The organism is Hohaiivirga grylli (assembly GCF_039655745.1).
Lineage (GTDB): Bacteria > Pseudomonadota > Alphaproteobacteria > Rhizobiales > Beijerinckiaceae > Hohaiivirga > Hohaiivirga grylli.
Genome location: NZ_JBBYXI010000001.1, coordinates 961,104 through 983,546 on the forward strand (window position 1 = coordinate 961,104; position 22,443 = coordinate 983,546).

Consider the following 22,443-nt stretch of genomic DNA (forward strand, 5'->3'; position numbering starts at 1 on the left):
TATCTTCGTAAACGCTACAAAGAGTACTAAAAGCGGTTAACGGCCAAAATAAGATATTTGAATCTCTTTTGTTTTAAGGGTTTTTCTGGCTCTGACGTTTTAAAATGGCACTTGATAACTGTTCTATTTCAGCCAGATAACGCTGGCTTGCCTCGCGTGCTGATGCCGTACAGCTTTGATAAGTTACGGCATAATTCCGGTATCCGTTATTATAGGCACCGGCAATCCGGCCCTTTCTATCCGGGCTCGTGCCTTCTGCATCTAAAAGCTGTTGCATGACAAGGGGCCATTTATCTGCATCCGTTGCTGCGCAAATATCTTGTAGAAAGGCCAAAGAACCGGCCACTTCAGCAATTCTGAATATGCTGCGATCCACGTCAATTGAGGTGTTGCCTTGCCATGGTTTTTGGGTTTGGGAAACAGATTGGGCGGTGAGGGGCTGAGCGCCAGATAACGTGAAGAGAAGCAACCATAAACTGAGGCTATGAAGACTTCTCATTGGCTGAACCTTCAGGGTTGTCATGGCCGGTCAGGAGTATCTCGGCCTTTTCAAGAGCCTCTTTAAGATGGGGCGTTGTGGGTAGGTTGTCCAGTTCTTCAAGACTGGCCCAGATTACCTTTTTGGCCTCGGGTCCCGTTACAGCTTCTCCGCTTTGCCAATATGCAGCATGGACCATGATGACAACATGGTCGGATATCCTGCCGTCTGATGTATGGTTTATGATTTCCAGCGGGCAGACTAAAACAGGTTGCTGACAGATAACGCCAACTTCCTCACCAAGTTCACGACAGGCTGCCTGTGACAGGTTTTCTCCAACTTCAACCATACCGCCGGGAAGGGAAAAAATGTCCTCAAATGGCGGTTTTCCACGAGATGCCAATAAAAATTTCCCATCCCGATAAACAGCGACTGAGGCCGCAAGATAGGGCCTTTTTGGAATACGCCGTTCATTATGATTGGAGTTCGACATCAGGGATAAAGCCTGGATTTGCTCCAACCATCGCCTTGTCTGGTAAAGACAACGCGGTCATGGAGGCGGAAAGGTTTATCCTGCCAGAATTCGATTGAGACAGGGGCAATGCGCAAGCCACTCCAATAGGGCGGGCGTGGGATATCGCCGATCAGATATTTGGCGGTGTATTTCGCAACTGCTTTTTCCAACGCAAAGCGACTTTCCAGTGGGCGGGACTGCTGACTGGCCCATGCGCCAATTCGACTGTCTCGGGCGCGGGAATTAAAATAAGCATCTGCTTCTTCATCGCTGACGCGGGTAATCAGGCCTCGAGCCCGGACTTGCCTGCGAAGACTTTTCCAGTGGAAAACCAAAGCAGCTTTTGGCTGGCCCAGCAGCTGGCGCCCCTTGTTGGATTCAAGGTTCGTATAAAAAACAAAGCCGCGAGGATCGACACCTTTTAACAGAACTGTACGTACATCAGGCATTCCGTCCGCATCAACAGAGGCAATCTGCATCGCATTGGGATCTTCTGGTTCTGAAGCTTTTGCCTCTTTCATCCACTGGTCAAATAAAACCCAAGGCTCATTTGCATCCGTAAAGTCACCGGATGTTAACCGGTTTGTGTTCTGATCATTAGAAGTTTCATGCTGAATGTTCATAAGACGAGCCAATATGTCTGCCATGACTGAAAAAAATAAGTCTCTTGGAAATACTACCGTAAGCAAAGACGCTTCTCTAGTGAGAAAGTTACGTTTTGCTTCCACACTTCTGGTATGCGTTGCTACGCTTGGCCTTGGTGGTTGTAGCTGGACATTTTCCCCTGATGCAGCATCCGGAAACAGTAAGTATGATTCTCTGGATGATGATATCCAGACCGGCTCAATCGGAACAAAAGATGTTACGACAGCCTTGCCTCAGTTCAAGAACCTGACAGATGAAGATTGGCGTCGTGCCAAGGCCGCTCTTGATGTTGCGCTTGACCCCCATGGTTCAAAAGACCGGGTTGTCTGGGATAATCCAAGCACGATGGCAAAAGGGCACTTTACATCTGATGGAGCACCTTTCCTGAAGAATGATGATATCTGCCGGAAGTTTAAAGCAACCGTCACGGATCAGCTTGAAACACATAATGTGCAGGGAACAGCATGCCGTCCGTCTGGTGGCGAATGGAGCATCATAGACGTAGCCAAACCAGACAAGCATACAGCTGTCGAGAATAAGAAGAAAAAAGCCTAACAGACCGGTTGTCGCGGCAGGCCCATCTTCGCCATAACAACTTGCTTCTACTGGTTGTTCGGGGCAATCTCGCCTAACTGATATTGGAGGCATTGAATGGAACTGTTTACGCGTGAAGCCTATGAAGCTTTCATTCTGACTTTGCCTGGAACAAAAATTGTCGAGCAGTGGGATAGCCATGTTGCCAAGGTTGGCGACAAGGTCTTTAGCTTATTGACACAAGACCGGTGCAAGTGGCTGCCCAAAGAAGATAAACCATACAGATTTATTGTTATCCATTGTCCAGGGTACAGCTTTGAAATGCTGACGACTTTATCTGGGGTTAATCAGGCTTCTCATTTTGCGAAACGTCGCTGGGCTTCAATTTCAAATAATAGCGAACTTTCAGAAGACGACATCAAAGCTTACATTACGCGCTCCCATCAGTTGATCGCTGCCAAGCTGACAAAGAAGCTCAGGGCAGAGTTGGGAATAACCATCTGACAGCGCATTCTTCCCATGAAGGAGAAAAACATGAGTACGGATACATTTAAAGCACTCGTCGTTAATCAGGTTGAGGGACAGAATAAGGTTTCAATAGAAAAGTGGACAGATGCCAACTTGTCAGAAGGTGATGTGCTGGTTGATGTTGAGTATTCATCTTTCAATTATAAGGATGGTCTCGCTCTTGCCGGGTTGAATAGCATTCTGAGGAAATTCCCGATTGTTCCCGGGATTGATTACGCTGGTACAGTCCGTAGTTCTGAAAACTCAAAATTTAAAGCAGGTGATAAGGTTATTCTCACGGGCTGGGGTGTTGGTGAGCGTTGGTCTGGTGGTTTTGCGCAACGTGCGCGCGCAAAAAGCGAATGGCTTATCAAACTTCCAGAAGGCATGACCACAAAGCAGGCGATGGCTATCGGTACGGCAGGGTTAACCGCAATGCTCTCCGTCATGGCCCTTGAGCGTTATGGAATTACGCCTAACAGCGATATCCTTGTTTCCGGTGCAGCTGGTGGCGTTGGGAGTGTGGCAGTACGTTTGCTTTCCCGCAAAGGTTATCGTGTCCATGCATTAACCGGACGCCCTGAGCAGGCTGATTTTTTAAAGTCCCTTGGTGCAACGGCACTCGTCGATCGTGCAACAATGTCGGCAAAGGGACGACCTTTGCAGGCTGAGCAATGGGATGGTGCTATTGACGTTGCTGGTGGTGAGATGCTCGTCAATATTCTGGCTTCACTGCGTTATGGTGGTGCTGTTGCAGCTTGTGGGCTAGCGGCCTCACTTGATCTTCCCGCAACCATGTTCCCGTTTATTTTGAGGAATATTGCTTTACTTGGTGTCGATTCAGTCATGTGCCCTCTGGAGCAAAGACATGAAGCCTGGACCCGTTTGAATGCAGAGCTGACAGAGCAGGATTTTGCGGCTTTGACAACTGAAGTTGAGCTTGAAGCTGTCCCGGCACTCGCTAAGGATATTCTTGCAGGGCAGGTTCGTGGACGAACAGTCGTTAAATTATAAGGTACTCAAGAGACCGCTTCTGCCACAATCTGGTGGACGCGGTCTGTTAAGTCATCAACCTGTGTCCAATCTGTATAGACAATCTCTTTACGGGTATCCGTTTCACCACCGGTCATCCGCATGATCATCTGAATGGCTATGCGGTCAAACCATTTGTAGCGTGGATAGAAAAGCCCTCCGGCTATGGCTGCGCTGATTTTCGGTGACCAGCCCGTTCGTTGTAAGAACTTTCGAAGATAGACATTCGTTTCCGGGGTCCGCTTGTGAGGTTTTCGTGCGGTGAGACAGAAACCAAAAAATGCGGAGGGCATCATGTTAAGAGTCGACGCATTTTTGTTAGCAAAACGTATCGAAGCTTTTGAGAAATGCCCATAACGGATGGACGCCGCCATTAAAACGGCATCATAGCTTTCAAGCTGAACAGCTTTTTCTTCATCAATATTCTCAATCGTCACAGCATGTTCTGGTGGAAGCTTGCTGATCATATAATCAACCACCTGGCGGGTATGTCCATCCGTGCTACTGAAAAGAATAAGAATTTTTGCCATTAGATTGCATGCATAGAAGTAATCTCTGTGCTATGTTGTACGGAGGAATGGCAGGCGTAACAATCTCTCAATTCGCGGCATATTGCCAGATAAGAGGTATGTGTGAATGATATGATTTATGTTGCCTGAATATTGCAAATTATTGTTGCTTATCCCATATCAGGATTAGGAAAACATGCGGAACTACCGCACGGGCGGAATCATTTATGCGTAACCCATACGATATACTTGGAATCAAAAAAGGTGCTGACCAAAGTGAGGTCAAAAAAGCTTATCGTAAGCTGGCGAAAACATGGCACCCTGATCACAATGCTGATGATCCCAAGGCTAAGGAAAAATTCTCTGAAGTTAATGCTGCCTATGAAATTCTGGGCGATGAGAAAAAACGTGGCCAGTTTGACAGAGGCGAAATAGACGCAGAAGGAAAGCCACGTTTTCAAGGCTTTGAAGGTTTTGGTGGTGGCCCTGGTGCAGGTGCTGGCGGTCCAAGTGGTTTTGAGAACTTCTCTTTCTCTGGCGGTGGAAATCCGTTTGGTGGGGGAGGCAATCCATTTGGCGGAGCTGATGACATCCTGTCATCCCTCTTTGGTGGCGGGCGGCGTTCTTCGCGACAGCGTGCAACCCGTGGCGCGGACATCAGTGCTACAATGACCGTTACTCTTGAAGATATTGCTTCTCAGGAGAAAAAGCGCATTCGTCTCCCCAATGGCCGTAGTATAGATGTTCTGTTGCCCAAGGGCGTAACGGATGGGCAGATTATCCGGCTGAAAGGTCTTGGAGATGAAGGTATGGGTGGCCCCGCAGGGGATGCCTTGCTGACAGTGAAAATTGCCAACCATCCGAATTTTACCGTTGACGGTAGCAACCTGCGTTTACAGTTGGCTGTCGATCTGACAGATGCCATTCTCGGTGGTGTTGTTCGTATTCCAACACTGACTGGTGCTGTGGAAATGAAAATTCCACCTCATACCGATTCAGGAAAGACCTTCCGCCTGAAAGGTAAGGGGCTTCCCGCAAAGGTTGGGAATGGTGACTTGTTGGCGACTGTAGAAATACACCTGCCAAGTGGTACCGATGAGGCTCTGGTTGAGTATGCCCGTAAAAAGCGACAAGAAAAAGTCGGGTAATCTCGACTTTTTTAAGGTTTGTTCACCTATTAGCTAAAAACCAGCGATCACAAAACATTAAAACATGTTCCAAAGAGCATTTTTCTAAATCTGCTTTTTGGGACAACGCTTTGCGCGTGGTGTCTGCGAAGTTGAATTCTCAAAAAAAGTATATTTTCAAGCAGATATGCCCACCAAAAGTGCGATATAACCACATTTACGCGCTGGATTTATCAAAGTTGGTCTTCCGTACTGGCGCAAGCTCCGCTAAAGAGAGGCCAGATATTTGGGTTTTTAAACGGAATAATGAATATGTCCGAAAACAAAGCGACTGGCATTCTGGCCGGTAAGCGTGGTTTGATTCTAGGCTTGGCAAACAACCGCTCAATCGCCTGGGGTATTGCAAGTGCAGCGCGTCAGGCTGGTGCAGAGCTCGCCTTTACCTATCAGGGTGATGCACTCAAGAAGCGTGTTGAACCTCTGGCTGAAGAACTTGGCGGTATCATTGTCGGTCATTGTGATGTCACAGAACCAGAAACAATTGATGCTGTTTTCAATGATCTTGAGAAGCGTTGGGGTACGATTGACTTTGTCATCCACTGCATTGCTTATGCTGACAAGGATGAGCTGACAGGCAGATATGTCGATACGACTGAAGGCAACTTTACAAAGTCGATGCTGATTTCCTGCTATTCATTCACGGCCATTGCGCAGCGTGCAGAAAAACTCATGCCAAATGGTGGTACGCTTCTGACGCTGACATACTTCGGTGCAGAGAAGTGGATGCCGCACTATAACGTCATGGGTGTTGCAAAAGCTGCTCTTGAAGCATCTGTCCGTTATATGGCTGCTGATCTTGGCCCAAAGAACATTCGCGTGAATGCGATTTCTGCAGGCCCAATCAAGACGCTGGCAGCTTCCGGCATTGGTGATTTCCGCTATATTCTGAAGTGGAACGAATACAATTCACCCCTGCGTCGCTCAACGACAATTGAAGAAGTTGGTGAGACAGCAGCATTCTTTGTCTCAGATATGGCACGCGGTATCACCGGCGAAATCCTGCACGTTGATTCAGGCTACCATGTCGTCGGTATGAAGAATCCGGAAGCTCCGGATATCTCTCTGAACAAAGAATAATCAGGTATTACGCTGTGGCTCCTGCAAGAGATATGTCTGGTCCGAAAATCTATTTTGTCCGCCATGGCGAGACAGACTGGAATGTTGCCGGGCGTATGCAGGGGCAACAGGATATTTCCCTGAATGAAAAGGGCCGTGGGCAGGCTGAACAGGTTGGTTATAAACTAGCCAAGCTGTTCGACCGTCCTGAAATAATGCAGTATCTTGTCAGCCCCCTGAAGCGGACACGTGAGACAGCTGACATTATGCTTCGAACAATGGGTCTGGCGCCTGATATCTATCAGCCTGAACCACGTTTGCGAGAGATTACTTTCGGCAAGTGGGAAGGTCTGACATGGAAGGACGTTCGCAAGACAGATCCGGCAGCTGCACTTCAACGCGATATGGATAAATGGGGCACGGTTCCTCCTGATGGTGAGAGCTATGCCATGCTTGCAGAACGCGTGCGTCCCGTCTTTGAAAATCTTGAACGGGATATCGTTGTTGTATCTCATGGTGGTGTTGCCCGTGCGACCCTGGCTGTCATGGATTGCATCGCTCCGGAAAAGGCACCTGTTGTAGAAATCTGGCAGGGGCGTATCCTTGTGATTGCAAAAGGTAGCTATCAGTGGGTTTGATGCTTTAAGCTCACCACTTGGTACATTTTTTATATTTTCCTGATCTAATGAATAAAGCTGGTCCCAGTGGTGCACCGGTGCATGACTGCTGCGCGTTTTGTTAGTGTTCAGACTTGTAGAGCAAGAGTATATCAATTGCTCAATAATTTGATTCGCTGTACGAGCTTTGAATTAGAAATATTTTCTAACTGTCTGCGTTTCCAATTAAAGATGGTAAAATTCCATATCTTTCGCTTGAAATGTACGTGTCCCATGGCTTTTCGTGTGGTTTCCAATAACCTGCTTGCGGGGTTCCTATGAGTTGTATTGAGGACAATTTCGGGCAATCCGGGAATGGGAATGCTGATGATATGAATCCCCCTAAGCAAGCGGTTCTGTTTGGTACTGATGCTCCTGATCTTTTGCGGGATGAAGTTCTTTATGAACTGTTCCATGCAACACAGGCGCGTGTTCCTGAAAAAACAGCATTTATCTCCCGTGATCAGAAATTGAGCTTTGGACAGGCAACAACACGGGTTGAACATATTGCCCGCGGGCTTGTCCGCCATGGCATCGGCCCAGGGCATGTTGTTGGTCTCTGGATGCCTCGCAGCATTGATCTTCTGCTTTGCCAGATTGCCGTGACGCGCGTAGGTGCCGTCTGGTTACCATTCGATGCAGAAGCACCGGCAGAACGTGTTGCTATATGCATGGAGGATGCTGGTGGTAAGTTACTTATTGTAACTAATCCTGCTGCATTCACTATTGAAAACAGTGCGTGTAAGCCAGTTACGCCGCCTGCTCTGATTGATGAGACCGACAGTACAGCTCTGCCTATTAGACCGGAAGGGGTTGGGCCAGAAAGTCCTGCTTACCTGATTTACACATCTGGCTCGACGGGTACTCCAAAGGGTATTGTGATCAGCCACCGCAATATCTGTCACTTCCTGCGATCAGCAAATGCAACTTATGAGTTTCTTGAAACAGATATCTGTTTTCAGGGGGCATCAGTTGCCTTCGATTTGTCAATGGAAGAAATCTGGGTGCCATATCTGGTTGGGGCAACGCTTTATGTTGCTGATCCGCAGATGATGGGTGATGTTGAGAACCTGCCGGATATTCTTGAGAATGCAGGGGTTACGGTTATTGATACTGTCCCGACGCTACTTGCTCTGCTGCCACGGGATGTTGAAACGCTCCGACTGATTCTTCTTGGTGGAGAAGCCCTTCCTGCACCATTGCTGGAAAAATGGTCAAAGCCCGGTCGTCGGTTGTTCAATACATATGGCCCGACAGAGGCAACGGTTGTTGCGACAGCTCTGGAACTGAAAGCCGGACAGCCAGTCACGATTGGTAAGCCAATCCCGAATTATAGCTGTTACGTTGTCAATGAAGCTCTGGAACTTGTCGCCCCCGGTGTTGAGGGCGAGCTTTTGCTGGGTGGTCCGGGTATTGCCCAAGGGTACCTCTTACGTCCAGAGCTGACCGCTGAGAAATTTATAAAGAACCCATTCGCAGATAATTCGCGCGATCCGGTGTTATACCGCTCCGGTGATGCTGTTGTGCTTGATAAAGATGGTAACCTTGAGTTCCATGGGCGTCTGGATGATCAGGTCAAGATACGAGGTTTCCGTGTTGAGCTTGGTGAAATAGAGGCTAAGGTTGCGGCTCTCAAAGGTGTTCAGCAGGCAGCGGTAATCTTGCGTCAGGCTGATGGGATTGACCGTCTGGTTGCCTTTCTTGTTTTAGAAGACGGTGCCGTTCTTGATCAGGTTGAAATGCGTCATGAGCTGCGGGAGCAGATGCCGGCCTATATGGTTCCCGGACATTTTGAAATTATCAAGACACTTCCCCGTCTGACATCCGGAAAGACAGATCGCAAAGCACTTAAGACACTTTCTTTAACGGCGACTATTGAAACTGAGCAGGATGAACCTGAGAACCCAACTGAGGCTGCATTGCTTGAAGCAGCCCGTGGTGTGTTTGGTGGGCAGGCTGTTCCGTTTGAGGCAGACTTCTTCATTGATCTTGGTGGGCATTCACTTCTTGCTGCACGCTTTGTTTCAGCAGTCAGATTATTGCCGGGGCTTTCCGCAATTACACTGCAGGATGTCTATAACTTCCGGACATTACGCAAGCTCTCCAATGCCTTGATTGAGCGAACGGGGGGCTATGGTCATGTTAACAGTGGCGTTGATCTGACATTTACACCACCGCCTTTTGCGCGCCGTTTTTTATGCGGCTTGGCGCAGGCTATGACATTGCCGATCATTATTGCGCTTGCAACGACCCAATGGCTTGGGGCGTTTGTGACTTACCTGCTGATTGCCGGTGAGGGGCATAGTCTGTTGTTTGAGATCATTGCAGTTCTCACGGTTTATGCACTGATCAACTTTGTGACGGCTGGCATATCAATTGCCGCAAAATGGCTTGTCCTCGGGCAAACCAAACCCGGTCGTTATCCGCTATGGGGAACCTATTATTTCAGGTGGTGGTTTGTTCGGCGATTGAATGTTCTTGTCCATATCAAATGGATACAGGGCTCTCCAATTATGAATTTCTACCTTCGCCTTCTTGGTGCGAAGGTTGGTCGGGATGCTGTTATTGGTGACGTGAATATCGGGGCGCCTGATCTTCTGAGTATCGGTGCGCGCACAACAACAGGAGGCAAGGTTATCTTTGCCAATGCAGAGGTTGTCGGTAACGAGCTCATCATCGGTCATATTGATATTGGTGATGATGTAGTTATCGGAGCATCTGCAGTTGTGGGTTCAGATACAAAGATTGGCAACTATTGCCAGATTGGTGATCTGACCACTGTTCCTAATGACTCCGTTTTGCCGGAAGCAGAAATATGGGATGGCTCTCCGGGGCGCAAGGTTGGTGATGTCGATATCGCAGAACTGCCAGAGCCTGCTGATGCCTCAAAGCGTCGCCGGATGTGGCATAGCGTGTTTTATATCATTATGGTGATGCTGGTTCCGGCAATTAGCCTGCTGCCAATCTTCCCGGCCTTCATTGTGCTTGATGGTATCGATGATTTCATGTCGTCAATTACCGACATCAAATACGTCTATTACATGCCGCTTCTGACATGGCCTGCTGCCATGTGTCTGAGTGCTTTTACAGTGCTCTTCATTGCCCTTGTTCGCTGGGTTATCCTGCCAAAGGTCAATTCTGGGACTTATTCCGTATTCTCAGGTTTCTATCTGCGGAAGTGGACGGTTGCTTTTGCAACGGAAGTAACCTTGGAAACCCTGTCATCGCTCTACGCCACAATCTACATGCGGGCGTGGTACCGTTTGATGGGGGCAAAGATTGGCAAGGGTGCTGAAATTTCGACCAATCTGGCCGGTCGTTATGATGTTACGGAAATTGGTGCCGGTAACTTCATTGCTGACGAGGTGGTCTATGGTGAGGAAGAAATCCAGCGCGGCTGGATGACCATTCTGCCAGCCAAGACTGGTGATCGGGTTTTTGTCGGGAATGATGCTGTCCTGCCGCCAGGTGCTGATATTCCTGAAGGTGTTCTGATTGGTATCAAATCCAAGCCACCCGCTAATGAGCTTATTCAGCCGGGTGATACTTGGTTTGGTTCTCCGCCCATCAAGCTGCCAACACGTCAACGTGTGAATGTTGATGCCAACTGGACATATGAACCCGGGTTCTGGCGCAAATTCTCTCGTGGTGTCTTTGAAGCCCTGCACACATCGTTTGCGACGATGCTGTTCATTACCCTTGCAATGATCGTGATTGACAGATGGTTCCTGCCAGCGATCCTGCTGGGGGATATCTGGGGGCTTATTGTCCGCTTCATTATTGGCAGTGTCTTTATCGCAATTATGCAGGTTCTGTGTGTTGTTGCGGTTAAGTGGCTGATGATGGGGGCTTATAAACCAACGATGAAACCAATGTGGTCATGGTGGGCCATGCGCACAGAGGCGGTTGCGGTTCTCTACTGGGGGCTTGCGGGTAAGGTTATGCTTGAGCACCTTCAGGGAACACCGTTCCTACCTTGGGTTCTGCGATTATTCGGTACAAAAGTCGGGAAGGGTATCTGTATGCATACAACAGATATTACTGAGTTTGACTGTGTCACGATTGGTGACTTCTGCACCATCAATGCTCAGTCCGCCTTGCAGACCCATCTTTATGAAGACCGGGTGATGAAAGTGGGGCGCGTCAAGCTTGCCGACGGTGTGACCGTAGGGGCGAATGCGACGGTGCTTTATGATAGTCATGTCGGCTCTTTTGCGCAGCTCAGCCCGTTAACTATTGTTATGAAGGGTGAAAGCATCCCTGAGAATACAGCATGGCAGGGTGCGCCAGCTGTTCCGGTCACCAGTAAAAACTGAACCAGCGTTAAAATGGCTCTTTCCTTTATGAGGAAGGAGCCATTTTCAATTTATTGAATAATGTCACTAATCCAGCGCTGAATAAATTCCTGACGCTTATTCTTGCGCCACTCCATATCAGTATCGATCAGTTTTACTTTACTGATATCCAGCATGGGTTCAGTAATATGGGCATCTCTGTGCAATGGCAGATAATTGATCTTGTTAATGATCAGAACATTGGCAAACTCTGCGCTTTCAAGCCAGTTGACCAACTTGAGTGCGGTGTCTGATTTGCGAGTTCCTTTCAGTATTGCAACGCCAGTTATGCCGTATGTTGTACCTTCTTCGGGGTAAGTCACGATAACCGGATAGCCCTGTTGCTGGGTGTCTAAAGCATCAGGCAGATAGAAAATGCCTGCTGCGGCTTGTCCGGTAGCGATGGGGATCGCGCCGCCCTGACCGCTCTTTGTATAAAGCTGTATGTTTTTATGGAGCTGCTTTTGATAGGCAAAGGCGCCTGTCTCTCCATAAAGGGCAGCCAAGGCATAAATACGTTCCGTTGCAGTGCCTGAGGTTCTTGCATCTGCCATCTGAAGACTGTTGGCATAGGCAGGATTGAGCAAATCCTGCCAAGACTTGGGTGCTTTCAAACCATTCTTTTCAAGAAAATTTGTATTAGCCATAAAAACCAGTGGCATAAGTCCCCAGGAGTGCCATTTCTCATTACGTGAACGATATCTTTCCGGAATTCCATCTCCAGCAGGGGGGAGATTTGTCAGGAGATCCTGTGCTGCTGCAACCTCAAATATTTCATCCGGCCCACCAAACAGAATATCTGCTTGCGGATTTCTGCTCTCTGCTTCTATTCGGGCAAGAGCTTCTCCAGCGGACAGGCGGATAACCTGTGTTTTGATGCCTGTTTGCTTGGTAAACGCCTCGAAGACTTTTGAGGAGTATTTTTCAGGCATGGTTGAATAGATATTCAGTGTTTCCGATGCCTGAGTGCTGCTCAACGTGTATAGGCAAAAGAGCAGCCCCAAAAATAGCTTGGTGCAGATAAGTTTAAGAATTTTGGAATTTGAAAACAGAACCAACATGACCTCCCTCCGCTGGTACGAACCAGATCAGGTGATACGGGTATTTCTCAGCAGCCGGAGAGGCTGCACCCCGAGTCAACAGACATTGTCTATACGCTTTCATGAGAGTTGGATAGCTCTGATATTTCCCTCTCAATGCATCTTTGGTGGAACAGGGAAACGCCTTTCTCCTTAAATCCTGCAGTATCTCAGTGAGGTGGGGGGTGACATTCGGGGAGTTTACTCTTAAACAAAAGGGAATGTTCTATTGGTGCAAGCGCATATCCCATGTCTCATAATACTTTTGGTCACCTTTTTCGCGTTACAACATTTGGTGAGAGCCACGGACCAGCTCTTGGTTGCGTAATTGATGGCTGCCCCCCGCTGATCCCGATTCATGAGGCAGAAATTCAGCTTGAACTTGATCGGCGTCGTCCTGGGCAATCCCGCTTTACGACCCAGCGTCAGGAACCGGATAAGGTGCGTATTCTGTCAGGCGTTTTCACTGATGAAAAGACAGGTAAGCAGGTTACGACTGGTACGCCGATTGCTCTGTTGATTGAGAACGTTGATCAACGTTCCAAAGATTACTCGGAAATCAAGGAAAGCTATCGTCCGGGGCACGCAGATATTGCCTATGATATGAAGTATGGCATCCGTGATTATCGTGGCGGTGGGCGTTCTTCAGCCCGTGAAACAGCTGCGCGTGTGGCTGCCGGTGCTATTGCACGCAAGGTTCTGCCGGATGTGAAGATACGCGCCGCATTGGTGCAGATCGGGCCTCACAAGATTAATCGTGATAATTGGGACTGGGCTGAGGTTGGTAACAATGCCCTGTTCTGTCCGGATGCATCAAGTGTCTCGTTTTTGGAAGACTATCTTGATGGAATTCGCAAAGCCGGCTCGTCCATTGGTGCTGTTGTTGAAGTCGTGGCTGAGGGTGTTCCTCCGGGGCTTGGCGCACCAATCTATGGCAAACTTGATTCAGAACTTGCCAGTTCGCTGATGTCTATCAATGCTGTCAAGGGCGTTGAGATTGGTGCCGGTTTTGCTTCTGCTGAACTGACCGGTGAAGAAAACGCTGATGAAATGTATGCCAGTAATGCGGGGCATCCAGCATTCTCCTCTAACCATGCAGGTGGTGTGCTGGGCGGAATTTCAACAGGGCAGCCATTGGTTTGTCGGTTTGCCGTTAAACCAACATCCTCCATTCTGCAGTTGCGCCATAGCGTAACTCGCGAAGGCAAGGAAACTGAAGTCCGCACAAAAGGGCGGCATGATCCATGCGTTGGTATTCGTGCTGTGCCGATTGCCGAAGCTATGGTTGCATGCGTTCTTGCAGATCAATTTTTACGCCATCGCGGGCAGGTTGGTGAGATACGGCACTGGCCGTTCAACCCATAAAAGTTTAAATATCAGTTATTCCTGATCTGATGATCACTATGACCACAAAGTGTGGTGGTTAAAAGGGGTACGAGAATGAGTAGTGTAACCGCAGCAGTTGAAGCTTTTGCACGTGGTGAAATTGTCATTGTGACAGATGATGATGATCGTGAAAATGAAGGTGATCTGATCGTTGCTGCGTCTCTCTGTACCCCGGAGAAAATGGCTTTTATTATCCGCAATACCTGTGGGATTGTCTGCGCACCACTGACGAGTGAGCTTGCCCGCAACCTTCAGCTCAACCCAATGGTTGCAGCCAATGATGCGCCTTTAGGTACGGCATTCACGATTACCGTTGATGTGAAGCATGGTCTGACAACCGGTATTTCTGCCGAGCAGCGTTCGAATACTGTCCGGGCGCTTGCAAACCATAACATGGGTGCGGCTGATTTTGTTCGCCCAGGGCACGTCTTCCCGCTGATTGCAAAAGATGGTGGCGTACTCATGCGCTCCGGCCATACCGAGGCTGCTGTTGATCTATGCAAACTTGCCGGGCTTCCGCCTGTTGGTGTGATCTGTGAACTGGCCAATGATGATGGCACAGTCATGAAGGGCCAGCAGATTAAAGACTTCGCTGCAAAGCATGATCTGCATCAGGTTTCTGTTGCTGACCTGATCGCCTATCGTCAGACACGGGAAAAGCTGGTTGAACGTATCGCGACATTCCCGGTTCAGACACAATGGGGTGAGTTTACAGGTTATGCCTATACAACTCCATTTGATCCTGAACAGCATTTGGCATTGGTCTATGGCCGTATTGGCGATGGCAAGGATACTCTGGTGCGTCTGCATCGGGCAAATATTCTGTCAGACATTTTCTCCGGAGCTAAAACCATTGCTCCAGTGATGGAAAAGATCGCCAAGGAAGGCAGGGGGGTTCTTGTCTATCTTCGTGACGGAACAGCCGGTGTGCCAACAACACAGCTTGCTCCTGAGGAAACCTCATCGGATGAAGTTCGCTCCAACCAATGGAAAGATGTTGGTCTTGGTGCGCAAATTTTGCGTGATCTGGGCGTTGTCTCAATCCGCAATATCTCATCATCAACCCGCTCTTATGTCGGCTTGAAAGGGTTCGGCATTGAAATCAGCAGTGATGAGCGGATGGCATGATAAAAGGGCGGTGGGTAACCACCGCCTTTATTCTATGTACGAATGAATGCCAGAACATCCTTGTTGAACTGATCCTGCTCAACCTGTGCCAGGCCATGTGAACCACCGGGATAAATCTTCAGCTCTGCATTCGGAATGATCTTGCTGGAAAGATCTGCAGAGGCTTTGATTGGAACGATCTGGTCATCATCGCCATGAATGATCAGTGTCGGGATATCCACCTTCTTGAGGTCTTCCGTATAATCAACTTCCGAGAACTCATGGATACAGTCGAGCAGTCCCTTCAAGCCAGCAAGCATACCCTGTAACCAGAATGATTTCTGTAATCCCTCTGATACTTTGGTGCCGGGGCGGTTGAAATTATAGAAGGGGGCAGAAAGATCGGTTAGGAACTGGGAACGGTCATTATATGTTCCCTGACGGATAGCATCGAAGGTTTCAATCGGAGTGCCATGTGGGTTATCTGCTGTCTTGAGCATCAAAGGAGGCACCGCTCCAACCAGAACAGCTTTAGCGACACGGTTTGTGCCATGACGGCCCATATAATGGGTAATTTCACCACCGCCTGTTGAATGCCCGACCAGAATGATATTTTTCAGATCCAGTTGTTCTATGACTTCTGCCAGATCATCGGCATACTGGTCCATATTGTTGCCATTCCATGTCTGATCTGATCGGCCATGGCTGCGTCGGTCATGGGCAATGGTTCTGTACCCGTTCTGAGCAAAGAAGACGAGCTGTCCATCCCATGCGTCTGCAGAAAGTGGCCAGCCATGAGAAAACACGATGGGCTGTCCTTCTCCCTCATCTTTGCAGAAAATTCGCGTACCATCTTTGGTCGTGACCGTTGGCATTCCATAATTCCCAATTAACAATCACTTTGACCTAGTGCACTTTTGTCAGCAGGGAAGAAGAGAAGCCTATTTTAAAATGAAATTTGCCTTTTAGCCTGCCTTAGAAACTCATTGTGCCAGAAGGAAAATCATATATAGTATGCAATGTATTTATTGTGAGAGCCATTCATGAGAGCGTTCCGCAGAACAGATTCAGCTGGTTACATGACAAACTGGGTAGCACGCTTGTTTGCGAAGGTCGTGGACCGTCAGTTGAAGCCCCATGGGCTTTCTTCTGCACATTTGCCTGTCATGAATGCACTGGGTGACGGCAGTGCCCTGTCACAAAAGGCACTCGTTGAAATTGCTGCGGTTGAACAGCCAACTATGGCGGCAACTCTGGCGAGAATGGAACGTGATAACCTTGTGATACGTGCACCGGATCCGAATGATAAGCGAAGCTCTCTTTTTTCGCTGACTGAACATGGGCTGGAAAAATTTCAGAATGCTCAGAGAGTTTTTCTTGATATCAATGCACAGGCCCTGATCGGACTAACTGAAACAGAGAAAAAACAATATCTTGAGATGCTATTGAGAGTTGGAAAATCTCTGGAAAAGCTTGCAGACTGAGCCTGATTAAAGATCAGGCACCCATTAGCGTGTCGACATGAACGGCAACACTTCTTGAAAGTGATTGCAAATCGTAGCCCCCCTCAAGAACCGAAACGATTCTGGAGTTGCACTGGCGTGCAGCAAGTTCCATGACCTGTGCCGTTGCCCAGGCAAAGTCTGCTTCTGTCAGGTTAAGTGTTCCCAGAGGGTCACTCCAGTGGGCATCAAACCCAGCTGAAATGATGATGAGGTCTGGAGCAAAATTCTGAATGGCCGGGAGTATCTTTTCTTCCATTGCCAGCCTGAAAAAGCCACCATCATCACCTTCCGGCAATGGCGCATTGACAATATTGCCGGTCTCACCTGTCTCGGTGATATCACCTGTGTGTGGGTACAGGGCGAGGACATGGGTTGAACAGTACATGATGGAAGGATCGTGCCAGCAGATATCCTGAGTGCCGTTGCCGTGGTGGACATCCCAGTCCAGAATGGCAATACGCTCTGCTCCAAATGCTTTTTGAGCATAACGGGCAGCGATTGCTGCGTTGTTGAGATAGCAAAATCCTTTGGCGCATGCATGCTCGGCATGATGGCCCGGAGGGCGCATTGCGGCAAAGCTATTCGTAACGGCACCCGACATAACTTCATGAGTTGCCTGAATGGCTGCACCTGCGCTGAAAAGTGCGGATGCCAGCGTCCCGGGATAGAAAGCCACGTCATCGTCATGTGCGACAGTGCCTGTCCCCTGACAGGCATTGGCCAGGGCCTGAATGTATTCAGCCGGATGGGCAAGCGCGGCCTGTTCGGGCGTTGCGGTTATTGCCTGCTCTCGGATAAGGGCACTGAAATGCGAACGCTCAAGGGCGCGTTCAATCACACGGATGCGGTCAGCCCTTTCAGGATGACCGAGCGGTGTCTCATAATCCAGTGCCGATGAATGCGATACATAGAGCGTACTCAAATCGCCGGCCCTCCCTATTGGCTTATTTATGGCAAGCCTTGTTTTCATGTCCGCAATAACGGCATGTCCTCCCGGATAACTTAGTCAGCAATTTCTGCTATCGGTATTAGCAAAGCGTATGAGGGCCTAGGTTTAATGTGTCGATAATTGAGAATTTTCCACATTGTGGTTTGTACATTGGTCGAATTTGACTTACAGGTTCTCAATACATTAACTGTCTGTTAAGTATAAACTTAATAATCTGATAAATGTTAGCGGGGACTATTTTTATGCGTATTGGTATTTTGGGCACGACCCTTGCTGTTGCTCTTTTCGTTTCTGGCTGTGGCTTTAAGGGCGTTCCTGATCCGGAAGTTTCTGCTCGTGATGCAGAATGGATGGCGCAGGTTCCAAAAGGTCTCGATGAACCAATGTATGAGCGTTGGGAAGTTAAAGACCCAACAGGTGAAGAGCCTGGTACGATCGTCGTCAATACCAAAGAACGCCTGCTTTATTTTGTTCTTCCAGGTGGCAAGGCTATTCGTTATGGCGTCGCAGTTGGTGATGAAGCCTACGGCTGGACAGGAACGGCTCGTATTGCCCGTAAAGCTGAATGGCCAAACTGGACCCCGCCAGCCTCAATGGTAAAGCGTTGGCCACATGTTCGCCCGACAAAGGGTGGACCGGGTAACCCGCTTGGTGCGCGTGCGCTTTATATCTACGAAGGTGATAAGGATACGCTCTACCGCATTCATGGTACCAATGAGCCAGAGAAGATTGGTCAGGCAGTCTCTTCCGGTTGTATCCGTATGCGTAACATTGATGCGATCGACCTCTACAATCGTGTTGGCCCTAATGCCAAAGTTATCGTAAAATAACGCATTCGTAGAATATGATTTCAAAGCCCTGTTACTAAAAATAGCAGGGCTTTTTTATTGGCGAATGGCAGCCGGGAACTAGATATCTTAAACAGCCTTGTGTTTGGGGAGAAAATAAATGTCGGCACTTCTGGTTATTCTTGCAATTGCTCTTGGGATCGGAATCTATCTGGTCGTTGTCTACAATGGCCTTGTTTCTATGCGGCAGCGTATTAAGCAATCTTTTGCAGATATTGATGTCCAGCTTCGCCAGCGTCATGACTTGATCCCTAACCTGATTGAGACTGTTAAAGGGTACGCCACTCACGAGAAGAGCACTCTTGATGCGGTAATACAGGCCCGTAATCAGGCCTTGTCCGCCACAAATGTTGCAGATACACAGGCGGCCGAGAAGAACTTATCATCAGCATTAGGCAAGCTGTTTGCTTTGGCTGAAGCCTATCCCGATCTTAAAGCCAATACGAACTTTCTCCAGCTTCAATCTGAACTGTCGGATATTGAGAATAAGATTGCAGCTGCGCGGCGTTTCTTCAACGGTTCTGTCAGTGAATTCAATGCTGCTATCGAGGCTTTTCCTGCCGTACTTTTTGCCAGGAATTTTGGATTTACCCATCAGGAGTTCTTTGATCTCGGAACCGAGACAAGACAGACAATGGATCAGGCGCCTTCCGTGAAGTTCTAGGAAACCGGAGGCATTATGTTTCAGGTTTTTGGAATCTACACCTACATTCGCGCCAACAGAATTCGCTCTGGAATTCTGATTGGTGGCTTGTGTATTATTTTCTATCTGTTCATTAGTCTGTCGATCTACTTCACGACGCCATTTTTGTTTTTCCCAGAAAATGCATCTATTGCTTTATCCATCTTTGCCATTGCAACCGTCATGATGGGGCTCTGGATATTCTGGAAGTTGTCTAGTCAGGCTGAGTTTATTGCAAAAACCAGTTCTTCACATTTTGTAGAGAGAACGGAAGAGCCAAGATTCTATAATCTGACAGAAGAACTCTGCATCAGCTGCGGGCTTGCTGTCCCCAATCTCTCTGTCATTGAGACGGATGTGCTGAATGCGTTCGCTTCCGGCCTTGAAGAAAATAAGATGCGCATTACAGTGACCAGAGGATTGCTGAATAATCTGAATGATCAGGAGCTGAGAGCTGTCATTGCTCATGAATTGACGCACATCCGAAATGGTGACAGCAGGGTTATGACAATATGTTTTGCTCTTGTTGGTAGTCTGGCTGCTATTGGGCAGATGTTTATCTATCGATCAGAAACTCGAAGCGGGAATGGCTATTCTTTTTCAGTTTCCGGAAGAGGTCTACCGATCGTTGGCCTAGTGGCTTACGCTGCATGGATTGTGGCTTCTGTTTTAAAATTTTCACTGTCCCGTTCCAGAGAGTATCTGGCTGATGCTGGAGCTGTAGAGCTCACAAAAGATCCGCAAGCCTTGATTGGGGCGTTACGGAAAATTGCTCAAAACAGTAACCTTCCTGATGTTCCTAGTGATGTGATGGAAATGTGCTTTGATAACCAGCGCCGTAACTGGTTTGGAATATTTAATACGCATCCTTCAGTTGAAAAACGCGTCGCAGCTATACTTAAATTCGCCGGGCAAGGTACTTTGAGCCCATTGGAAAATAAGGTGGCCAACTGAAGCTGGCCACCTTTAAATATCAGATACCTAAAGCACAGGCCCCATCTTCTGCTGAGCCGACAACATGGCGGAATGTTGAGAATAGCTCACGACCAATGCCGGAGTGATATGCTGAAAGATCGCGCGTGGCAGGTTGTCTCTTCGCCCACTCAGTTGCGTCTACATGACATTCCAGTTTGCCACTGACAGCATCAACCCGGATAATGTCACCATCCTTGATTTTAGCGATTGCACCGCCATCCACGGCTTCCGGTGTAACATGAATGGCTGCGGGTACTTTACCTGACGCACCAGACATACGGCCATCAGTCACAAGGGCGACTTTCTGTCCAAGGTTCTGCAGGACTGAGAGAGGAGGGATCAGCTTATGCAGCTCAGGCATGCCATTGGCTTTGGGGCCCTGAAACCTGACAACTGCAATGAAGTCATCTTTAAGTTCACCTGCCTTGAAAGCCTGCTGGACTTCTTCCTGGGAATTAAAGACCCGGGCAGGCGCCTCAATAATGTGTTTGTCTTCAGAAATAGCAGATGTCTTGATAACACTGCGGCCAAGATTACCAGCCAGAACCTTCAGGCCACCTGTTGGTTGAAACGGATTGGCTGAGGGGCGCACCACGGTCTCATCATTAGACGTGTCAGAGACAGGTTCAAAATAGAGTTCGCCAGTCTCATTGAGCTTGGGCATCTGAGCCTGTCCAGCCATCCCCTGTCCCCAAACGGTTTTGACGTCTGCGTGCAGAAGCTTTTCGTCCAGAAGCTGTTTGATGATGTAGGGAACACCACCTGCTGCATGAAACTGGTTTACGTCAGCTATCCCGTTTGGATAAGCGCGTGCCAGTAGTGGCGTGATGTCTGCAATATCTTCAAAGTCATCCCAGTTCAGGATAATGCCAGCTGCACGTGCCATGGCAATCAAATGGATAGTCAGATTGGTTGAACCACCAGTTGCGTTTAACCCGACGATACCATTGACAAAAGCACGTTCATCCAAAACCTCGCCAATAGGCGTAAATGTTTCACTTTTTCCGGTAATCTGAAGAGCACGCTGGATTGCGGCCCGTGTCAGTGCCTCACGCAGTAGGCTGTCGGGAGATACGAACGATGCACCGGGCAGGTGAAGCCCCATGAATTCCATCAGCATCTGGTTGGTATTTGCAGTACCATAGAAGGTACAGGTTCCCGGGGAATGATAGGCCTTACCTTCGGCCGCAAGCATTTCATCGCGCCCGACTTTCCCTTGGGCGAACTCTTCGCGGACCTTGTTCTTCTCACCATTTGAAATGCCGGTCGGCATTGGGCCGGATGGGATAAAAATTGTCGGAAGATGGCTGAATGTTACAGCGCCTATGACGAGCCCGGGGACAATCTTGTCACAGATACCCAGTGCAACAGCAGCATCAAACATCTGATGAGAGAGAGCGATGCCCGTGCCCATAGCAATGACATCACGGGAGAACAGGGAAAGCTCCATACCTGCTTCGCCTTGTGTTACACCATCACACATGGCAGGGACGCCACCTGCAACTTCAGCAACAGCCCCAAGGCGGCGGGCTTCTTCGCGGATCAGTTCCGGATAATGTTCATAAGGTTTATGGGCTGACAACATATCATTATAGGCCGTCACGATACCGATATTAGGCACATCACCGGTTGCCAGACGTTCTTTGTCGGTTGTGCCGCATCCGGCAAAGCCATGGGCGAGATTGGCACAACCAAGACGTTTGCGGGCAGGGCCTTTCTGTATCAGGTTCTGCATCCTTTCCAGATAGGGCGAGCGTGTCGCTTTGCTGCGTTCTACGATACGCTGCGTGATCTCGCCTATGCGGGAATTGATGGTCATAATATCACCTGTTTTGTTGCGGGCTGAAAAACAATCCTAATATCCTCTGCCCCAATCACCTAATTTGTCAGAGTAGTGTGCGTTCTTCCGCAGATGCAAACTTTGGAAGCTGTGCGATGACATCATCCGCGATCTCTGCAGGCGTACCCTGGATATCGACAATAAGTGCGTCTTTCGGCTCTTCAAGGGTGTTGAACTGACTATCCAGCAGTGATGGGGGCATGTAATGCCCTTTTCTGGCCTTCAGACGCGGCCGAGTAGTTTCACGGGAACCCTTCATATAGACGAATATGACATCGCCATTTGGCGAAAGCATGTCACGATAGACTTCTTTCAGTGCTGAGCATGCAATAATATGGCTTTCACCTTTTGCATGCCAGCCATCAATGGCTTCGCGTATACTGGCAAGCCAAGGACAGCGGTCTTCATCCTGAAGTGGAATTCCGGCTGCCATTTTTTCGACATTGGCTTTCGGATGGAAACCATCAGCATCTGAGAAGCCACAGGAGAGGCGCTTTGCCAGTTCTTCACCGAGAGTCGTTTTACCACAGCCACTGACGCCCATTACGATTATAATCATTTTCTTCTCCTTGAGAGAGGAGTGGCTTTTGCAAGGCACTTCCAATTATCGTTAAAGGGTC

General features: G+C 48.6%; 22 protein-coding genes and 1 riboswitch. Of the genes, 13 read left to right on the plus strand and 9 right to left on the minus strand.

The features are described from left to right. Window positions 1-73 precede the first annotated feature (73 nt). From WJT86_RS04205 to pdxH, 3 genes are read right to left on the minus strand one after another with little or no spacing between them, the layout of a single operon-like run. Window positions 74-499 carry a TIGR02301 family protein gene (locus tag WJT86_RS04205; RefSeq protein WP_346336227.1) on the minus strand — a complete coding sequence of 142 codons (426 nt, stop codon included), beginning with the start codon at window positions 497-499 and terminating at the stop codon, window positions 74-76. Continuing rightward, entirely contained in the window at window positions 483-971 is a 489-nt protein-coding gene (locus WJT86_RS04210) for an NUDIX hydrolase (protein WP_346336228.1), read from the minus strand. Before WJT86_RS04210 ends, WJT86_RS04205 begins: the two co-directional genes overlap by 17 nt. Continuing rightward, window positions 971-1,615 carry a pyridoxamine 5'-phosphate oxidase gene (gene pdxH / locus WJT86_RS04215; RefSeq protein ID WP_346336304.1) on the minus strand — a complete coding sequence of 215 codons (645 nt, stop codon included), beginning with the start codon at window positions 1,613-1,615 and terminating at the stop codon, window positions 971-973. The genes WJT86_RS04210 and pdxH overlap by 1 nt, the downstream gene beginning before the upstream one ends. Window positions 1,616-1,694: 79 nt before the next feature. On the opposite strand from pdxH, the gene WJT86_RS04220 reads away from it, so the two are divergent. The 3 genes from WJT86_RS04220 to acuI all read left to right on the plus strand — a co-directional run bounded on the left by WJT86_RS04220 (window position 1,695) and on the right by acuI (window position 3,692). Continuing rightward, the gene (locus WJT86_RS04220) at window positions 1,695-2,192 is read left to right on the plus strand and encodes an RT0821/Lpp0805 family surface protein (RefSeq protein ID WP_346336229.1); all 498 of its coding nucleotides are present in this window, start codon (window positions 1,695-1,697) and stop codon (window positions 2,190-2,192) included. Between the two features lie 96 nt (window positions 2,193-2,288). Next, the gene (locus tag WJT86_RS04225; RefSeq protein ID WP_346336230.1) at window positions 2,289-2,675 is read left to right on the plus strand and encodes an MmcQ/YjbR family DNA-binding protein; all 387 of its coding nucleotides are present in this window, start codon (window positions 2,289-2,291) and stop codon (window positions 2,673-2,675) included. Between the two features lie 30 nt (window positions 2,676-2,705). Continuing rightward, window positions 2,706-3,692: an acrylyl-CoA reductase (NADPH) gene (gene acuI, locus WJT86_RS04230; protein ID WP_346336231.1), complete on the plus strand. Its 987-nt coding sequence runs from the start codon at window positions 2,706-2,708 to the stop codon at window positions 3,690-3,692. 5 nt (window positions 3,693-3,697) lie between these two features. Here acuI and hemG read toward each other — a convergent pair whose 3' ends face one another. Next, window positions 3,698-4,240, minus strand: a complete 543-nt coding sequence (hemG, locus tag WJT86_RS04235; protein ID WP_346336232.1) for a menaquinone-dependent protoporphyrinogen IX dehydrogenase — start codon at window positions 4,238-4,240, stop codon at window positions 3,698-3,700. A 206-nt stretch (window positions 4,241-4,446) separates the two neighbouring features. Here hemG and WJT86_RS04240 point away from each other — a divergent pair, with 206 nt between their 5' ends. The 4 genes from WJT86_RS04240 to WJT86_RS04255 all read left to right on the plus strand — a co-directional run bounded on the left by WJT86_RS04240 (window position 4,447) and on the right by WJT86_RS04255 (window position 11,434). Continuing rightward, window positions 4,447-5,367, plus strand: a complete 921-nt coding sequence (locus WJT86_RS04240) for a J domain-containing protein (protein WP_346336233.1) — start codon at window positions 4,447-4,449, stop codon at window positions 5,365-5,367. 291 nt (window positions 5,368-5,658) lie between these two features. After that, window positions 5,659-6,483 (plus strand): enoyl-ACP reductase FabI, encoded by an 825-nt coding sequence (gene fabI, locus WJT86_RS04245; RefSeq protein WP_346336234.1) that lies wholly within the window; start codon window positions 5,659-5,661, stop codon window positions 6,481-6,483. Between the two features lie 14 nt (window positions 6,484-6,497). Further along, window positions 6,498-7,100, plus strand: coding sequence for a histidine phosphatase family protein (locus WJT86_RS04250; RefSeq protein ID WP_346336235.1), 603 nt, complete (start codon window positions 6,498-6,500; stop codon window positions 7,098-7,100). Between the two features lie 350 nt (window positions 7,101-7,450). Next, on the plus strand, window positions 7,451-11,434 hold the full coding sequence (locus WJT86_RS04255; protein WP_346336305.1) for a Pls/PosA family non-ribosomal peptide synthetase: 3,984 nt from the start codon (window positions 7,451-7,453) through the stop codon (window positions 11,432-11,434). 50 nt (window positions 11,435-11,484) lie between these two features. Here the strand turns inward: WJT86_RS04255 and WJT86_RS04260 are convergent, their stop codons facing one another. Further along, entirely contained in the window at window positions 11,485-12,513 is a 1,029-nt protein-coding gene (locus WJT86_RS04260; RefSeq protein WP_346336236.1) for an ABC transporter substrate-binding protein, read from the minus strand. After that, window positions 12,501-12,596: riboswitch (TPP riboswitch) on the minus strand. It overlaps the preceding gene by 13 nt. A gap of 184 nt (window positions 12,597-12,780) precedes the next feature. Between WJT86_RS04260 and aroC the strand changes: the two genes are divergently transcribed. Both aroC and ribB read left to right on the plus strand, forming a co-directional pair. Then, window positions 12,781-13,896 (plus strand): chorismate synthase, encoded by a 1,116-nt coding sequence (aroC, locus tag WJT86_RS04265; RefSeq protein WP_346336237.1) that lies wholly within the window; start codon window positions 12,781-12,783, stop codon window positions 13,894-13,896. Between the two features lie 75 nt (window positions 13,897-13,971). Further along, a complete protein-coding gene (ribB, locus tag WJT86_RS04270; protein ID WP_346336238.1) occupies window positions 13,972-15,045 on the plus strand; it encodes a 3,4-dihydroxy-2-butanone-4-phosphate synthase in 1,074 nt (357 codons plus the stop codon). 32 nt (window positions 15,046-15,077) lie between these two features. Here ribB and WJT86_RS04275 read toward each other — a convergent pair whose 3' ends face one another. Continuing rightward, complete coding sequence (locus WJT86_RS04275; protein WP_346336239.1) at window positions 15,078-15,899, minus strand: alpha/beta fold hydrolase; 822 nt, start codon at window positions 15,897-15,899, stop codon at window positions 15,078-15,080. A 204-nt stretch (window positions 15,900-16,103) separates the two neighbouring features. On the opposite strand from WJT86_RS04275, the gene WJT86_RS04280 reads away from it, so the two are divergent. After that, a complete protein-coding gene (locus tag WJT86_RS04280) occupies window positions 16,104-16,508 on the plus strand; it encodes a MarR family winged helix-turn-helix transcriptional regulator (RefSeq protein WP_346336240.1) in 405 nt (134 codons plus the stop codon). Window positions 16,509-16,521: 13 nt separating this feature from the next. Here WJT86_RS04280 and WJT86_RS04285 read toward each other — a convergent pair whose 3' ends face one another. Continuing rightward, window positions 16,522-17,451, minus strand: coding sequence for a histone deacetylase family protein (locus WJT86_RS04285; RefSeq protein WP_346336241.1), 930 nt, complete (start codon window positions 17,449-17,451; stop codon window positions 16,522-16,524). A 269-nt stretch (window positions 17,452-17,720) separates the two neighbouring features. Between WJT86_RS04285 and WJT86_RS04290 the strand changes: the two genes are divergently transcribed. The 3 genes from WJT86_RS04290 to WJT86_RS04300 all read left to right on the plus strand — a co-directional run bounded on the left by WJT86_RS04290 (window position 17,721) and on the right by WJT86_RS04300 (window position 19,962). Continuing rightward, entirely contained in the window at window positions 17,721-18,308 is a 588-nt protein-coding gene (locus tag WJT86_RS04290; RefSeq protein ID WP_346336242.1) for a L,D-transpeptidase, read from the plus strand. Between the two features lie 118 nt (window positions 18,309-18,426). Beyond that, the gene (locus WJT86_RS04295) at window positions 18,427-18,990 is read left to right on the plus strand and encodes a LemA family protein (protein WP_346336243.1); all 564 of its coding nucleotides are present in this window, start codon (window positions 18,427-18,429) and stop codon (window positions 18,988-18,990) included. Between the two features lie 15 nt (window positions 18,991-19,005). After that, a complete protein-coding gene (locus WJT86_RS04300) occupies window positions 19,006-19,962 on the plus strand; it encodes a M48 family metallopeptidase (RefSeq protein WP_346336244.1) in 957 nt (318 codons plus the stop codon). 19 nt (window positions 19,963-19,981) lie between these two features. Here WJT86_RS04300 and edd read toward each other — a convergent pair whose 3' ends face one another. Both edd and WJT86_RS04310 read right to left on the minus strand, forming a co-directional pair. Further along, window positions 19,982-21,802, minus strand: coding sequence for a phosphogluconate dehydratase (gene edd / locus WJT86_RS04305; protein ID WP_346336245.1), 1,821 nt, complete (start codon window positions 21,800-21,802; stop codon window positions 19,982-19,984). Between the two features lie 67 nt (window positions 21,803-21,869). Then, window positions 21,870-22,382 carry a gluconokinase gene (locus WJT86_RS04310; protein WP_346336246.1) on the minus strand — a complete coding sequence of 171 codons (513 nt, stop codon included), beginning with the start codon at window positions 22,380-22,382 and terminating at the stop codon, window positions 21,870-21,872. Window positions 22,383-22,443: the final 61 nt, after the last annotated feature.

Excerpts from the sequence above, each read along its gene's own strand:
- WJT86_RS04205 (WP_346336227.1), bottom strand. The coding sequence starts at position 499 with ATGAGAAGTCTTCATAGCCTCAGTTTATGGTTGCTTCTCTTCACGTTA.
- WJT86_RS04210 (WP_346336228.1), bottom strand. The coding sequence starts at position 971 with ATGTCGAACTCCAATCATAATGAACGGCGTATTCCAAAAAGGCCCTAT.
- pdxH (WP_346336304.1), bottom strand. The coding sequence starts at position 1,615 with ATGAACATTCAGCATGAAACTTCTAATGATCAGAACACAAACCGGTTA.
- WJT86_RS04225 (WP_346336230.1), top strand. The coding sequence starts at position 2,289 with ATGGAACTGTTTACGCGTGAAGCCTATGAAGCTTTCATTCTGACTTTG.
- acuI (WP_346336231.1), top strand. The coding sequence starts at position 2,706 with ATGAGTACGGATACATTTAAAGCACTCGTCGTTAATCAGGTTGAGGGA.
- hemG (WP_346336232.1), bottom strand. The coding sequence starts at position 4,240 with ATGGCAAAAATTCTTATTCTTTTCAGTAGCACGGATGGACATACCCGC.
- WJT86_RS04240 (WP_346336233.1), top strand. The coding sequence starts at position 4,447 with ATGCGTAACCCATACGATATACTTGGAATCAAAAAAGGTGCTGACCAA.
- fabI (WP_346336234.1), top strand. The coding sequence starts at position 5,659 with ATGTCCGAAAACAAAGCGACTGGCATTCTGGCCGGTAAGCGTGGTTTG.
- WJT86_RS04255 (WP_346336305.1), top strand. The coding sequence starts at position 7,451 with ATGAATCCCCCTAAGCAAGCGGTTCTGTTTGGTACTGATGCTCCTGAT.
- WJT86_RS04260 (WP_346336236.1), bottom strand. The coding sequence starts at position 12,513 with ATGTTGGTTCTGTTTTCAAATTCCAAAATTCTTAAACTTATCTGCACC.
- aroC (WP_346336237.1), top strand. The coding sequence starts at position 12,781 with ATGTCTCATAATACTTTTGGTCACCTTTTTCGCGTTACAACATTTGGT.
- ribB (WP_346336238.1), top strand. The coding sequence starts at position 13,972 with ATGAGTAGTGTAACCGCAGCAGTTGAAGCTTTTGCACGTGGTGAAATT.
- WJT86_RS04275 (WP_346336239.1), bottom strand. The coding sequence starts at position 15,899 with ATGCCAACGGTCACGACCAAAGATGGTACGCGAATTTTCTGCAAAGAT.
- WJT86_RS04280 (WP_346336240.1), top strand. The coding sequence starts at position 16,104 with ATGACAAACTGGGTAGCACGCTTGTTTGCGAAGGTCGTGGACCGTCAG.
- WJT86_RS04290 (WP_346336242.1), top strand. The coding sequence starts at position 17,721 with ATGCGTATTGGTATTTTGGGCACGACCCTTGCTGTTGCTCTTTTCGTT.
- WJT86_RS04295 (WP_346336243.1), top strand. The coding sequence starts at position 18,427 with ATGTCGGCACTTCTGGTTATTCTTGCAATTGCTCTTGGGATCGGAATC.
- WJT86_RS04300 (WP_346336244.1), top strand. The coding sequence starts at position 19,006 with ATGTTTCAGGTTTTTGGAATCTACACCTACATTCGCGCCAACAGAATT.
- edd (WP_346336245.1), bottom strand. The coding sequence starts at position 21,802 with ATGACCATCAATTCCCGCATAGGCGAGATCACGCAGCGTATCGTAGAA.
- WJT86_RS04310 (WP_346336246.1), bottom strand. The coding sequence starts at position 22,382 with ATGATTATAATCGTAATGGGCGTCAGTGGCTGTGGTAAAACGACTCTC.